Origin of the sequence: Litorivita sp. NS0012-18, assembly GCF_040371945.1 — a bacterium.
Taxonomy (GTDB): domain Bacteria; phylum Pseudomonadota; class Alphaproteobacteria; order Rhodobacterales; family Rhodobacteraceae; genus Litorivita.
Genome location: NZ_BAABWS010000003.1, coordinates 189,073 through 203,596, shown reverse-complemented (window position 1 = coordinate 203,596; position 14,524 = coordinate 189,073). Strand labels below are relative to the sequence as shown.

Here is a 14,524-nt window from a genome sequence, read left to right as displayed (position 1 = left end):
ATCCCGGGCGCGAGCGCCCGGGAAGTGCTTGTCAAAGACTGATCGGAAGGAGGTAATCAGCCCTTGGAGAATTCGGGATAGGCTTCCATCCCCAGTTCGGCGAGGTCGAGACCGTTGATCTCGTCTTCTTCGGACACCCGCAGACCCATGACGGCCTTGAGGATGAACCAGACCACACCGGAGGTGACGACGGTGAAGATACCCACAACCATGATCGAGTAGAGCTGGGTGCCCAGCGACGCATCACCATTGGTGAAGACAACCGCGATGGTGCCCCAGATGCCGCAGATCAGGTGAACCGGAATGGCACCGACAACGTCATCGATTTTCAGCTTGTCGAGGAAGGGAACCGCGAAGACGATGATCACACCGCCGGCAGCGCCGATCAAGGTGGCCGCACCCAAGGAGGGGGTCAGCGGTTCGGCGGTGATGGACACGAGGCCCGCCAATGCGCCGTTGAGAACCATGGTCAAATCCGGCTTTTTATAGAGGATCTGCGTCAGGATCAGAGCGGCAATCGCACCGCCAGCCGCGGCTGTGTTGGTGTTGGCAAAGATACGGCTGACGTCGGCGACATCACCCACGGTGCCCATGGCCAGCTGCGAGCCGCCATTGAAACCGAACCAACCGAGCCACAAGATGAACGTGCCCAAAGTCGCCAGCGTCAGGTTCGAGCCGGGGATCGGCACGGTGCGGCCTTCTTTGGTGTATTTGCCGATACGCGGACCGAGGATCAGCGCGCCGGTCAAAGCGGCCCAACCGCCAACCGAGTGCACAACGGTCGAACCGGCGAAGTCGAGGAAACCGGCTTGGTCAAGGAAACCGCCGCCCCATTTCCACGAGGCTTGCAGCGGGTAGATCACCGCCGTCAAAACGATCGTGAAGATCAAGAAGGGCCACAGTTTGATGCGCTCGGCCAAAGTGCCCGAAACGATCGAAGCCGTGGTGGCACAGAACATCAGCTGGAAGAAGAAATCCGAACCCGTGGAGGCATAGGAATAGTCATCCGCCGCATCGGAGGTCACGCCGACGGCTTCAAGAACGCCAGGGCCCCAAACGCCCGAAAGCACGCCGTCAACCGACCATGTGCCCAGCGGATACATCAGGTTATAGCCGATAAGGTAGTAGAAGATCGCCGCGAGCGAGAAGAGCGCGATGTTCTTCATCAACTGCATGGTGACGTTTTTGGAGCGCACCAGACCGGCTTCGAGCATGGCAAAGCCAGCAGCCATCCAGAACACCAAAAAACCGCCAACAAGGAAGAGCAGCGAGTTAAGGATAAACACAGTGTCGGTCGATGCGTTGACACCCGGCGTCGGGCCATCCTGCGCAAGGCCAAGGCTGGGCAGCGCGATCAGCGCAGCGGTCAACCCAAGTTTCGTGAGAGTTTTCATAAGTCTTTCCTTTCCCTCGGCGCCGCTTACAGCGCGTCCCCGTTCGTCTCGCCGGTGCGCACGCGCACGGCCTGCTGGACGTCCAGAACAAAAATCTTGCCGTCGCCGATTTTACCGGTCTTGGCGGTGTTGGTGATCGTGTCGACAACCTGATCGGCCATTGCGGCGCTGACCACGATTTCGAGTTTCACTTTCGGCACGAAATTCACGGCATATTCGGCGCCGCGATAGATTTCGGTGTGGCCAGATTGCGAGCCGAAGCCCTTGATCTCGGTTACCATCATCCCGCGCACGCCGATTTCGGTCAGCGCCTCGCGGACCTCCTCAAGCTTGAACGGTTTGATTGTTGCAATAATCAGTTTCACCTTGGTCCCCTTCAGTTACTTGTCACAGCTTGCGCCGCGAATTGCCCGCTCAGGAAAAGCCGCTATTGCGCCGTGGGGGAAGGCAATGCGGGGCTGGTCTTGGGCAAAACCCGCCTCTCGCGCCTATTTTTTGTGCATATTAATTTTGTTGCTCAAATTTTGATCGAAATTTTAACGCCCGCAGCGCGGGCTTTGCCTCAACATCCGCGCGCTTTGCCTGTATTGTGCCGCCAAACAACAATGCCGAGCAGGGCAATACATGAGTGATTCAGGTCGTCGTCGTCCGCCTTTGGTGGCGGACAAACGCTATTCCAAGGCCAAGCCTAAGCCTAAGCCAAAACCCAAGGCCGCCAAACCGGCGCGCGCGAAAGCCGCCCCCAAACGGCGCAGCCCCGCGCGCAAACGCGGGCCGATTGCGGCCTTTGTCTTGGGCGTATTTCGGTTCGTGTTTCGCATGATCTGGGGCATCGGGTGGCGCGTGGGCGCGGTGACGGCGATGATCCTTGCGCTTGGCGTGGGCTATTTTGCCTCGACCCTGCCCGATCTGGACGCGCTTTTGGACGGGCGGGCGCGCGGGTCGGTGACGTTGCTCGACCGCGAGGGCAATGTCTTTGCTTGGCGCGGTGATCAATTCGGCGGCGTGGTGACGGCGCAAACCGTCTCGCCGCATCTGCGCAACGCCATTATCGCCACCGAGGACAAACGGTTTTACCGCCATTTCGGCGTCTCGCCGCGCGGCGTCGCATCGGCGGTGCGCATCAACCTGCGCGCGGGGCGCGGACCTTTGTCGGGCAACGGCGGCTCGACCATCACCCAGCAGACCGCGAAGCTTTTGTGCATGGGCGTGCCCTATGTGCCCGAGGATTGGAAAAGTGAAACCGCCTATGAGAACGATTGCCGCCAAGGCTCGCTGTGGCGCAAGATCAAAGAGGCGACCTATGCTTTGGCGATGGAGGTCAAATACTCCAAGGACGATATCCTCACCGTCTATATGAACCGCGCCTTCCTCGGGGCGGGGGCGCGCGGGTTCGAAGCGGCCAGCCAACGCTATTTCGGCAAATCCGCCGCCGAGGTCAACCCCGCCGAGGCGGCGATGCTGGCCGGATTGCTCAAGGCGCCGACGCGTTTCGCCCCGACCAATAACCTCGAACTGAGCCAAGAGCGCGGGGCGCTGATCATCGGGTTGATGCATGACCAAGGCTATCTGTCGGATTCGGCGGCGCGCAATGCGCTCGACAATCCGGCCGAATTGTCCGAGGCCGCAGAGGCCAAGGCGGGCGGATATTTCGCCGATTGGGTGATGTCGTCAGGGCCGGAGTTTTTGACCCGCAACACCACCGAGGATGTGGTGATCCGCACGACGCTCGACCAGCGGCTGCAAAAGGCCGCCGAAGATGCGATGAATTACATCTTTGAAAACAAGGTGCGCGAGGGATCGAAAGCGCAAACCGCCATCATCGTGATGAGCGCCGATGGCGCGGTGCGCGCCATGGTGGGCGGGCGCAAAACCAAAGTGTCGGGCGCCTTCAACCGCGCAACTCAAGCCCTGCGCCAAACCGGATCGGCCTTCAAACCCTTCGTCTATGCCACCGCGCTCGAGCTTGGCTATAGCTATGACGACACGGTCGAGGATGCGCCTTTGACCATCAATATCGCCGGATCGGGGCCGTGGTCGCCGCAAAACTACGACAAGAAATTCCACGGCATCGTGACGCTCAACGAGGCCATGCGCAATTCGCTCAACATTCCGGCGATCAAGGTCGCGCAAAGCGTCGGGCTGGATATGGTGCGCAAAGTGGCGGAGGATTTCGGCATCCAAAGCGATCTGGCGGCGGGGCCTGCCTTGGCGCTTGGCGTGTCGGAAAGCACTTTGATCGAGATGACCGGCGCCTATGCGGGGATTTTGAACGGCGGCTCCTCGGTGACGCCCTACGGATTGGTCGAATTGCGCCTGCAAGGCGAGAGCGAGGCCTTGATGGACAATGGCGGCACCGGCATCGGCGAGCGGGTGATCCGCGAGGATGCGGCGCGCGAGTTGATCTATATGATGCATAACGTGATCGAAAACGGCAGCGGACGGCGCGCCCGTCTGGAGGGGCGCGAGGCGGCGGGCAAGACCGGCACCACACAGGCCGCGCGCGATGCGTGGTTCCTCGGGTTTACCGCCGATTACGTCACCGGCGTATGGATGGGATATGACGACAATACGCCGCTGACGGGGGTCACGGGATCGGGGCTGCCTGCGGAAATCTGGCACGAAACCATGGTGCGCGTGCATGAGGGCACCGAAGCGCGCCCCTTGCCGATGCTGCGCCCTGCCCCGCGCGCCGCGCCGCGCCAAGTCGCCCCCGCGCAGGCGCAACCGCAAAGACCGCGCAACGCGATCGAGCGGCTGTTGGGCGATATTTTGGGCAACCGCTAGCCCCGCGCCGCACGGCGGAGGCGGAGGCGGCCGCGTGGGCGAGAGCGCATCGGCGCATATGAGCCGCGCAAAGCAAAACGGCCGGCACCCAAGGCACCGGCCGCTGTTTTCAAGTCGACGTCGCCGTTCAGGATTTGCGGCGCATCAGGCCCAGAAGACCAAAACCACCCAAGAGGAGCGGCAGACCCGCAGGCAGCGGCACGGCAGGAGCCGGCTCGGCGCCGAAGGTCGAGATATTGTCGTGAATGCGGATGTAATCCACCGCGCCCGCGAAGCTCTCGCTCTGGCTGGTCGCAAAATCATCCTCGAAGAAGTTCAGCACATTGGCGCCCGACACGGCTTGGTTGGCGGTATCGGCCGCGCTCGCGATCAAGGCCCCGTCGAGGTAATAGGACAGAACCCCGCCCGAACGGGCAAAGCCGACCACAACGTCTTGGCCCACCGAGATCGAGCCGCCACCGGCGCCGGTGGTGTAGAAATCCAATGTGCCGCTATAGATATAGAGCCCCAGATCGGAGGCGAGATCCTGAAAATCGATCAGCTTGTTATAGCCGCCAACGGAATCGGTGACCGAAAAGCCAAGCTCGATGGCGTAATCCGTGGTGCTGGGCAAGGCATCGGTGAGGCGCAGACCTTGGTTGCCCGAAAAGATATATTCGCCGCCCGAGATCGTGCCGCCCGAGGCGACAAGATCATTGCCCGCGCCGAGCGTGTCGGCATAGGAGCCGTCGAAATCATAGCTGTTGATCAAAGCGGCCTGCGCCGTGCCGCCGGTGAGCGCAGTGGCACAGAGCGCCACGGTGCCGAGAAGTTTCAATGTCATCAATCAAGCGCGGAACCGAAACAATCCACCCGCCCGCATGACCCGCGCACAAAAACGGCCCGCGCCGCAAGGGAGGGGGCCGTTATTTTACGTCATCGCGCGCGGTGTATGCGTCATGGCGCGCGGGGTATCAGCCGGCTTTTTTCAGATCGGCGATCAACGCGTTGATATCGCCTTTGCGGCGGTCCAGCATCGAGCCGATTTCGGTGCGCTCGGTCAGGCGCAGACTGATCCCTTCGATGATCATGTCAAAGAACAGGTCCTTGCCCGATTTGTCGGAGACGAGGAATTTCACCTCGAAAGGCGCCTCGCCCTTGAGCTTCACGGTGGAAATCACCTCGTGATAGCTTTTGACCTTCCGCACGCCTTGGACGGTGATCACACCGCCGACGAATTCGTTGAACCGCTTGCCATATTTGCGCGACACATATCCGCGAAACGCATTGGTGAAATCGCGCAGCTGCGCGGGGCTGGCGCGGCGGCTGTCGGCGCCCAGCGTCGATTGCGCGATGATGTTCACATCGGCGTAGCGGATGAAGATTTTCTCGAAATCGGCAATCATCGCGCCCAAAGGTTTGCCCGAGGAAATCACGCGGTTGATTTCCGCCACGGTCTTGTCGACCAAGGCTTTGGCCTGCGCGTCGTTCAAGGCCCATGCGGCTTGCGGCAAGGCCGCCCCCGACAGGCCCAGCGCGGCCAAGGCGGTCAATGAAAAGCGGCGGCGTGACAGTTTACTCATTCTTCGGTTCCTCGAAACGGGGCGCGGATCGGCGCATACCGGCTTTATATAATCGTCTTACTCGGCAGTTCCATAGGGGTCGGCATAGGGATCGGCATAGGCCCCCTCCTCCTCGCCCACATTGAAACGGCGGTTTTGCATATAGATCGAGCGTGCGGCGGCGTAGCTGTCGGCGCTGTTGTTATACAGATCGTCCAAAGCATCGCCATAATGGCCGCGATCACCAAGGCGCGACAAGACGCTGGCACCGGTGCCATAGTATTTTTCAGGATCGGGCAAAACATAGGACAGAGGGTTGGTCACCAGATCGACGGCCTTGCCTGCGGCGGCGCGCTGCGTCGAGGGGCCGAGCACCGGCAGTTCGAGATAGCTGCCCTCGGGCAGACCCCAAACCGCAAGGGTCTGGCCGAAATCGGTGTCTTTTTCGTGCAGACCGATGAGGCCCGCCGGATCAAAAATACCGCCCACGCCGACGACCGTATTGAAGGCAAACCGCGCGGTGTTTTTGAGCGCGCCGCCCAGATCAAGCTGCAAAAGGTTGTTCACAACCGTGCCAGGCAAGGAGAGATTGTCGGAAAAATTCGACACGCCGTAGACCACAGGGGCCGGCACAATCGAGACATAGCCTTTGCCCGCAGGGGCCAAAATCGCCTTGTCGAGGGATTTGTTGAACGCGTGGACACGGCGGTTCGCCGCCTCGTCAGGATCCCACACACCATCGGAAAGCTGCGCGCCCTCGGGGGTCGCGCAGGCCATCAGGCCAAGAAGTCCGGTTAGAAACAAGGCGTTGCGGATCGGACGCAGCAGCTTGCGCACAGGTGAATAAGACAATGGAATTTCCGCGCTATTGAGCTTATGACCCTATCTAGAGGAACGCCGCGCAATGCCCACCCTTGGCGCCGGAAAACGCGGCAAGATGTGGCCAATTGGCGACAGAAACCACCCATCGGTCAGATTGTATTTTAAACTGCCCGTCAATTGACCAAAATCGAATAATCGCAACAAGGCGAAAACACGCTCATGAGCACCAAACAACAGATCGAAGCGGGCCAGCGCGAATTGCGCAGCGCAAGGCAGGAAAGCCGCACGCTTTACTGGGCCGTCGGGCTCTTTAGCTTCTTTGCCAATCTTCTGATGCTGACCGGCCCGCTCTATATGCTACAGGTGTATGACCGCGTGCTCGGCTCGCGTTCGGTGGCGACGCTGGTCGCGCTCTCGGTTCTGGTGCTGTTTCTCTATGCGATTATGGGGATTTTGGACTACGCGCGCGGGCGTGTCATGGCCCGTGTGGGCGCGCGGTTCCAATCACGGCTCGACCGGCGGGTCTTCGAGGCGGTGCTGCTCAAATCCGCCCTGCGCCCAGATGACAATAGCGCCACGGGGCTGCGCGATCTCGAAGCGGTGCAGCGGTTGATGACCTCGCCCGCCCTGATGGCGCTGTTCGATCTGCCTTGGACGCCGCTGTTTTTGATCGCGATAGCGATCTTCCACCCGTGGCTGGGGCTTTTGGCCTTGGCGGGCGGTGTGGTTCTGGTGACGCTCACCATCGCCAACCAGATCACCACACGCCAGCCGCAAGGCCGTGCCGCCATGGCCAATGTCCATTCCGAAGCGGTCAGCGACCAGATGCGCGGCGAGGCCGAGATGGTGCATTCCATGGGGATGCGCGATGCCGCTTTCGACCGCTGGCAAAAGCTGCGCGCGCGTGCCTTGCAAGAGCATGTGGCAGCGGCCGATCTGGGCGGGCTGTTCACCGCCTCGACCAAAACCTTCCGGCTGTTCTTGCAATCGGCGATGCTCGGCCTCGGGGCCTATCTGGTGCTGCAAAACGAGCTGAGCGCCGGTGCGATGATCGCGGGGTCGATCTTGATGGGCCGCGCCTTGGCGCCGATCGAATTGGCCATCGGGCAATGGCCCTTGGTCCAGCGCGCGGTCAAAGGGTGGGAAAACCTGACCGAGCTTTTGGGCGAGGTGCCCCCGCCTGCGGCGCGCACCCCCTTGCCCAAACCCAAAGCCTTGCTCGAAGTGCAACAGGTCACCATCGTCCCTCCCGGCGAGGCGCAAGCCGCGCTGCGCATGCTCAGCTTTACCGTCGCCCCTGGCCAAGCGGTGGGCGTGATCGGCCCCTCGGGCGCGGGCAAATCGACGCTGGCGCGCGCGCTCACCGGCGCATGGCGGCCTGCGGCGGGCAAAATCCGCCTCGACGGGGCCTCCTTAGACAATTACGACCCGCATGTTCTGGGCCAGCACATCGGATACCTGCCCCAAAGGGTGCAGCTTTTCGACGGCACCATCGCCGAGAATATCGCCAAACTGTCGATGACCCCCGATCCCGCCGAAGTCGTCAAAGCGGCGAAAAAGGCCGATGCGCATGAGATGATCCTCAAGCTGCCGCAAGGCTATGACACGCAAATGAGCGCCACCTCGGGGCGGCTGTCAGGCGGGCAAATCCAACGCCTCGGCCTTGCGCGGGCGATGTATGGCGATCCGGCGATTTTGGTGCTCGACGAGCCCAATTCGAACCTCGACAACGAGGGCAGCCAAGCGCTCAACCGTGCGATCCGGCAGATGAAATCCGAAGGGCGCTCGATCCTGATCATGGCGCACCGGCCTTCGGCGATCCAAGAATGCGATATGCTTTTGATGCTGGAGAACGGCGGGCGCGTGGCCTATGGCCCCAAAGACGATGTTTTGCGCGAAGTGGTTCAAAACCATAAACAAATCCAATCAAGCAAAACCCCTGGAGGTGTGCGATGACGGCTGCAAAACCCGCCCCGAGCCGCGCGCCGGCGCCGCAAAACCGCGCCGCGCAATCCTCTGGGGCGCAGGCGACGTCAGGCGCGGCCCCCGCACCCCAGCGCCGCCAGACCGCGGGCGGCGCGAGCGCCGATCAATGGCCCGCGCGCGCACCGCTCATGACCGGTCTGATTGCCTTGGCGATCTTGATCTTCGGCTTTGGCCTATGGGCCAGTTTCACGCAGATTTCCGGCGCGATCATCGCGGGCGGGCAGATCAAGGTCGATCAGAACCGGCAGGTCGTGCAGCACCCCGATGGCGGCGTCGTTGCGGCGGTTTTGGTCAAAGAAGGGCAAAGCGTCGCCGCCGATGACGTGATGGTGCGGCTCGACGACACGCAATTGCGCTCGCGGCTGGCAATCACCGAGGGGCAGCTTTTTGAATTGATGGCGCGGCGCGGGCGGCTGGAGGCCGAGCGCGATGGGCGGCTGAACGCCGATTTCGACCCGCTGCTCATCGCGGCAGGCGCACGCAACGGCGATGTTGCGGGGCTGATCAGCGGCCAGATGCGGCTTTTGGAGGCGCGCGCGCTCTCCGAAGCACAGGCCACCGAGCAATTGCAAAAACGCCGCGCCCAGATCGGCAACCAGATCGACGGGCTGAGCGCGCAAAGCGAGGCCCTGAGCAAACAACTGGCGCTTCTGGCCGAGGAGCTGGCCAATCAAAAATCGCTTTTGAATCGAGGCCTTGCGCAATCGGCGCGGGTCTTGGGATTGCAACGCGAGGAGGCGCGGCTTTTGGGATCGGCGGGCGATCTGACGGCACAAAAGGCCCAAGCCGAGGGCCGGATCACCGAGATCGACCTCGAGATTCTCAAGCTCGGCACCCAGCGGCGCGAAGAGGCGATCACCCGCCTGCGCGATCTGCAATATCGTGAATTGGAACTGGCCGAGCAGCGCCGCGCGCTGATCGAGCAACTGTCGCGGCTGGAGATCACCTCGCCGGTCTCGGGCGTGGTTTACGGCCTGTCGGTCTTTGCCGAACGGGCGGTGATCCGCCCTGCCGATCCGCTGATGTTCATCGTGCCGCAAGACCGCCCGCTGATCGTCGAGGCGCAGATCGAACCGATCCATATCGACCAGATTTTCGTCGGCCAAGAGGTCAATTTGCGCATGTCGGCGCTGGACCAACGCTCGACGCCCGAACTGGTTGGCCGCGTGGTGCAAATCTCTGCCGATGCGTTTCAGGACGACGCGACGCGCCTGTCCTACTACCGCGCCGAGATCGTGATTTCGGAGGGCGAGCAGGCGAAATTGCCGCCCGAATCCCCGCTGATCCCCGGCATGCCGGTGGAGGCGTTTATCCGCACGGCGGACCGCACGCCGATTGCCTATCTGGTCAAACCCTTCACCGATTATTTCACCAAAGCCTTTCGCGAATAGCGCCGCAAAGGGGGCGGCGGCGCGGGTGATTTGCCCCTGTGCAAGGGGCGCGGCGCGGGTTAGCTTGGCGGTGATCCGCCCGATTTGGGCCTGCCGATTTGGAGCCGCGCGATGAGCAATATGATCGAAACCCGCCTTGCCGATATGGGCATCACCTTGCCTGAGGCCCCTGCGCCTGCGGCCAATTACATTCCCTTTGTGCAGGTCGGCGATCTGGTCCATGTCTCGGGGCAAATCTCTAACGGCCCTGACGGGTTGATCATCGGCAAGCTTGGCCTTGATCTTGGTGTCGAGGACGGCGCGGCGGCGGCGCAGACCTGCGCGATCTCCCTTCTGGCGCAGGCCAAAGCCGCCTGCGGCGGGGATTTGTCGCGCTTGGTGCGGTTGGTCAAACTGGTCGGTTTCGTCAATTCCACCCCCGATTTCACCCAGCAGCCACAGGTCATCAACGGCGCCTCCGATTTCATGGTCGCGGTCTTGGGCGATGCGGGGCGGCACGCGCGTTCGGCGGTCTCGGCGGCCTCGCTGCCTTTGGGTGTGGCGGTGGAAATCGAAGCGATCTTCCAAGTCAAATGACCCCCTTGCCCGAACGCTTCTTGCGCGCGCCATTGGCCCATCGGGCCTATTGGGATCTAGCCCAAGGGCGCCCCGAAAATTCGCGTGCCGCGATCCGTGCGGCGATCGAGGCCGGATATGGCATCGAGATCGACGTGCAATTGTCGCGCGACGGCGAGGCGATGGTGTTTCACGACGATGCGTTGGAGCGGCTGACCGGCGCGCAGGGGCCGGTGGCCGCGCAGGACGCGCAGGAGTTGGGCAAAATCGCCCTCAAAGGCGGGGACGGCGAAACCATCCCGACGCTGGCGCAGGTGCTCGGCATCGTGGCGGGGCGCGCGGCGCTGCTGATCGAGATCAAGGATCAGGACGGCGCGCTTGGCCCCGCTATCGGGCGGCTCGAAGAGGCGGTGGCAAGGGCGCTTGAAGGCTATGACGGTGCGGCGGCGGTGATGTCGTTCAACCCGCATTCGGTGATCAAAATGGCCGCTTTGGCCCCTGACGTGGCGCGCGGGATTGTCACCTGTGACTATAACGCCGAGGATTGGCCGCGCGTGGCCGAGGCGCGGCGCGACCAGCTGCGCGAGATCGAGGATTATGACACGGCGCGCGCCAGTTTCATCAGCCACCAAGCCGCGGACCTGAGCCGCGCTCGGGTGGCGCAGCTTCAGGCGCGCGGGGCGCATGTCTTGTGCTGGACCGTCCGCTCGGCCGCGCAAGAGGCCGCCGCCCGCCGCGTCGCCGAAAACATCACATTCGAGGGCTATGCGCCTGATATTCGCGCTTGATCCCGCGCCCGCAGGCCCCATTTGGGACATCAAGGATGGGCAAAGGGGCCGCGAGGCGCAAAGATAGGTGCCATGAGCGAGACAGCCATTGAAATTGAAGCCGTAAGCGCGATTGCCCAGATCGGGCCGCGCGATTGGGACGCCTGCGCCTGCCCCGAGGCGGCGCAGGGGCGACCCGATGATCCCTTTACCACCTACCGGTTTCTCAAGGCGCTGGAGGACAGCGGATCGGTCGGGCGCGGCACCGGATGGGAGCCGCATTACCTTGTCGCGCGCCGCGCCGGAGAGGTGATCGGCGTTGCGCCGCTTTATGCCAAATCGCACAGTCAGGGCGAATATATCTTTGATCACAGCTGGGCCCATGCGTTTGAGCGGGCGGGCGGGCGCTATTACCCCAAATTGCAAATCGCCGTGCCCCATACCCCCGCGACGGGACGGCGGCTTTTGGTGCGGCGCGGCCATGAGATCGAAGCGCAAAGCGCGCTGGTGCAGGGCGCAGTGCAACTGGCCGCCTCCAACGATCTGTCCTCGCTGCATATCACCTTTTGCACCGAGGACGAGGCGGCGGCGGGCAAGGCGATGGGGCTGATGCCCCGCGCCAGCCAGCAGTTCCATTGGGGCAATGCGGGCTATGCCGATTTCGACGGGTTTCTCGCCTCGCTCTCGGCGCGCAAACGCAAGAACATCCGCAAGGAGCGCGCGCAGGCGGCGCAGTTTGGCGGGCAAATCCATATGCTCACAGGCGACCAGATCCGCCCCGAACATTGGGATGCGTTTTGGACCTTTTACCAAGACACGGGCGCGCGCAAATGGGGCACGCCCTACCTGACGCGCGGGTTTTTCGACGAGGCGCAGGCGCATTTGCGAGACGATATTTTACTGGTGCTGGCCGAGCGCGACGGGCGATTTATCGCGGGCGCGTTGAACTTTATCGGCGCTGACGCGTTATATGGTCGATACTGGGGCTGCATAGAGGATCACGCGTGCCTGCATTTCGAGCTGTGCTATTACCGCGCCATCGACTTCGCGATTGCGCAGGGGCTTGGCCGCGTCGAAGCCGGAGCGCAGGGCGATCACAAACTGGCGCGCGGCTATCTGCCGGTAAAAACCCATTCGCTGCACTGGATCGGCGAGGCCGGATTTGCCCGCGCCGTGGCGCAGTTTCTCGGCGAAGAGGCGCGCGCCGTGGACCAAGACATCGAGGTGCTGACGGATTACGGCCCGTTTCGCAAAACCCATCACGACAATGACAAGGAAAATCAATGACCGACCGCTTGAGCGACACCGGACGCGGCCCCCTGCTGGAGCCGCTATTGGCGACCGGATGGCAGGTCGAGCAGACGCGCGATGCGTTGAGCAAGACCTTCACTTTCGAGGATTTCCCCGAGGCTTTCGCCTTTATGACCCGTGCGGCGATCTGGGCGGAGAAATGGGATCACCACCCCGAATGGAGCAACACCTATAACCGCGTCGAGGTCACATTGACGACCCATGACGCGGGCGGATTGACGCCGCTGGATGCCAAGCTGGCGCGTAAAATGGACCAACTGGCAGGATGAACATGCAAGAGCTACTGACGACCGAAATCTATAACGGCACTTCGATTGCCGATGTTTTGACCCTCGAATTTCTGGCCTCGATGGCGGGATCGGTGCTCTCGGCGCTGGTGATCTTGCTGTTGGGGTTTGTCGTGGCCGGATGGGCGCGGCGGCGGCTGGTCAAAATGGGCGAGACCTATGCGCGGCTCGACAGCACGCTCTTTGCGTTTTTGGGCAATATCGCGCGCTATACGATCCTCGCCTTTGCGGTCTTGTTCGTTCTCAACACCTTTGGCATTCAAACCACGTCGATTGTGGCGGTCATCGGTGCGGCGGGGCTGGCCATCGGATTGGCGTTGCAAGGGACGTTGTCGAATGTGGCGGCGGGGGTGATGATCATCCTGTTCCGCCCGATCAAGATCGGCGATTTCGTCGAGGTCGCGGGCAAGACCGGCACCGTCAAGGACATCTCGCTCAATTTCACCGAACTGGCCGATACCAGCAATGTGCAGGTGATCATTCCCAATTCGCAGGTCTGGGGCGATGTGATCTCGAATTATTCGAGCAACAACACCCGCCGCGCCGAATGGACCTTTGGCGTCGGATATGGCGCCAACCTCAAGGATGCCGACGACATCATCCGCGCCACGATCCTCTCCGATCCGCGCGCGCTGAGCGATCCCGAACCCTTTGTGCAGGTGACCAATCTGGGCGACAGTTCGGTCGATTTTCTGGTGCGTGTGTGGTGTGACGCCTCCGATTATTTTGCCTTCCGCGCCGATATGACCCGCGCCATCAAAGAGGCCTTTGACGCGGGCGGGATCGATATCCCCTTCCCGACGCGGACCTTTTACCAAGCGGCGCAAACGGACGGATAAGCGCCGCTGCGGCGCGAGGCGGCGCGGGCGCGAGAATCGCGGCCCCGCCCAGATTGTCGCGCCCAGCGAAACGCATTGGTGCGCAATCTTTCGCTAACGTAGCGTTAATGTGTGATACGGTCCCGCAACTGCCCCCTAGTTGGGGGCGGGCTTAAAACGAGGGATACAGATGACTATTTTGAAAACACTTTCTTACGCCGCAACAGCAGGCCTTTTGACCGCCTCGGCTGCAATGGCCGCGCCGATCGTCTATGAAGGCTCCATCGCGCCGGGCACCACGGTTTCGGGGACGGTCGACGGGTCGGTTTGCGGGATCTGCGGCGAAGGAACCCCCGGAACCTTGGATTTTTGGTCCTTCTCGGGGACCGCAGGCGATAGCATCACCATCACCGGCACGCGTGTCGACGTCAATTTCGATCACAGCTTCGGGCTGTATTTCGGCACCACCTCGGCGGATGAAAGTCTGACGGCGGGCCATGCGTTCTACGGCAGCGATTTTGACACGATGAGCTTTCTGGCCTTCGCGGATGATCAGATTTCCCACGCCGGCCCCTTTGGCGATCCGCTCTTGTCGGGCTTCTCGCTGGCGCAAACCGGCATCTATACCATCGTTGTTGGCGCAGCCTCGGGGCAAACCGCGCCCAATTCGGCCTATCAACTGACCTTGGAGGGCAACACACCTGCCGCCGTTCCGCTGCCCGCCGGTTTGGCCTTGCTGCTTGGCGGTTTGGGCGGTTTGGGCATGCTGCGCCGCAAGAAGAGCGCCGCCGTCTAAGCCGCGCCCGCGCGCTGCTGCGCGCAAAACGCAAAAAAGGGCGCCCCCATTTCACAAGGGGCGCCCTTT

14 protein-coding genes are annotated in these 14,524 nt (G+C 62.1%); 9 read left to right on the top strand and 5 right to left on the bottom strand.

Going from position 1 to position 14,524, the window contains the following annotated elements; genetic code table 11:
- Positions 1-56: 56 nt before the first annotated feature.
- A complete protein-coding gene (locus ABWV64_RS14005; protein WP_353346327.1) occupies positions 57-1,394 on the bottom strand; it encodes an ammonium transporter AmtB in 1,338 nt (445 codons plus the stop codon).
- A gap of 26 nt (positions 1,395-1,420) precedes the next feature.
- Complete coding sequence (locus tag ABWV64_RS14000) at positions 1,421-1,759, bottom strand: P-II family nitrogen regulator (protein ID WP_353346325.1); 339 nt, start codon at positions 1,757-1,759, stop codon at positions 1,421-1,423.
- 259 nt (positions 1,760-2,018) lie between these two features.
- Between ABWV64_RS14000 and ABWV64_RS13995 the strand changes: the two genes are divergently transcribed.
- On the top strand, positions 2,019-4,181 hold the full coding sequence (locus ABWV64_RS13995; RefSeq protein WP_353346323.1) for a transglycosylase domain-containing protein: 2,163 nt from the start codon (positions 2,019-2,021) through the stop codon (positions 4,179-4,181).
- Positions 4,182-4,308: 127 nt separating this feature from the next.
- Here ABWV64_RS13995 and ABWV64_RS13990 read toward each other — a convergent pair whose 3' ends face one another.
- The 3 genes from ABWV64_RS13990 to ABWV64_RS13980 form a co-directional block, all read right to left on the bottom strand.
- Positions 4,309-5,004, bottom strand: a complete 696-nt coding sequence (locus tag ABWV64_RS13990; RefSeq protein WP_353346321.1) for a VPLPA-CTERM sorting domain-containing protein — start codon at positions 5,002-5,004, stop codon at positions 4,309-4,311.
- A 130-nt stretch (positions 5,005-5,134) separates the two neighbouring features.
- Positions 5,135-5,743 (bottom strand): MlaC/ttg2D family ABC transporter substrate-binding protein, encoded by a 609-nt coding sequence (locus ABWV64_RS13985; RefSeq protein ID WP_353346319.1) that lies wholly within the window; start codon positions 5,741-5,743, stop codon positions 5,135-5,137.
- 57 nt (positions 5,744-5,800) lie between these two features.
- A complete protein-coding gene (locus tag ABWV64_RS13980) occupies positions 5,801-6,574 on the bottom strand; it encodes an MlaA family lipoprotein (RefSeq protein ID WP_353346317.1) in 774 nt (257 codons plus the stop codon).
- Between the two features lie 189 nt (positions 6,575-6,763).
- On the opposite strand from ABWV64_RS13980, the gene ABWV64_RS13975 reads away from it, so the two are divergent.
- The 8 genes from ABWV64_RS13975 to ABWV64_RS13940 all read left to right on the top strand — a co-directional run bounded on the left by ABWV64_RS13975 (position 6,764) and on the right by ABWV64_RS13940 (position 14,455).
- Complete coding sequence (locus tag ABWV64_RS13975) at positions 6,764-8,500, top strand: type I secretion system permease/ATPase (RefSeq protein WP_353346315.1); 1,737 nt, start codon at positions 6,764-6,766, stop codon at positions 8,498-8,500.
- A gap of 158 nt (positions 8,501-8,658) precedes the next feature.
- Entirely contained in the window at positions 8,659-9,921 is a 1,263-nt protein-coding gene (locus tag ABWV64_RS13970; RefSeq protein WP_353346408.1) for an HlyD family type I secretion periplasmic adaptor subunit, read from the top strand.
- A gap of 111 nt (positions 9,922-10,032) precedes the next feature.
- On the top strand, positions 10,033-10,497 hold the full coding sequence (locus ABWV64_RS13965; RefSeq protein WP_353346313.1) for a RidA family protein: 465 nt from the start codon (positions 10,033-10,035) through the stop codon (positions 10,495-10,497).
- The gene (locus ABWV64_RS13960; RefSeq protein WP_353346311.1) at positions 10,494-11,264 is read left to right on the top strand and encodes a glycerophosphodiester phosphodiesterase family protein; all 771 of its coding nucleotides are present in this window, start codon (positions 10,494-10,496) and stop codon (positions 11,262-11,264) included. The genes ABWV64_RS13965 and ABWV64_RS13960 overlap by 4 nt, the downstream gene beginning before the upstream one ends.
- Positions 11,265-11,336: 72 nt before the next feature.
- Positions 11,337-12,530, top strand: a complete 1,194-nt coding sequence (locus tag ABWV64_RS13955; protein WP_353346309.1) for a GNAT family N-acetyltransferase — start codon at positions 11,337-11,339, stop codon at positions 12,528-12,530.
- On the top strand, positions 12,527-12,823 hold the full coding sequence (locus ABWV64_RS13950) for a 4a-hydroxytetrahydrobiopterin dehydratase (protein ID WP_353346307.1): 297 nt from the start codon (positions 12,527-12,529) through the stop codon (positions 12,821-12,823). The genes ABWV64_RS13955 and ABWV64_RS13950 overlap by 4 nt, the downstream gene beginning before the upstream one ends.
- A 2-nt stretch (positions 12,824-12,825) precedes the next feature.
- The gene (locus tag ABWV64_RS13945) at positions 12,826-13,680 is read left to right on the top strand and encodes a mechanosensitive ion channel family protein (protein ID WP_353346305.1); all 855 of its coding nucleotides are present in this window, start codon (positions 12,826-12,828) and stop codon (positions 13,678-13,680) included.
- Positions 13,681-13,849: 169 nt separating this feature from the next.
- Positions 13,850-14,455, top strand: a complete 606-nt coding sequence (locus ABWV64_RS13940) for a VPLPA-CTERM sorting domain-containing protein (protein ID WP_353346303.1) — start codon at positions 13,850-13,852, stop codon at positions 14,453-14,455.
- Positions 14,456-14,524 lie beyond the last annotated feature (69 nt).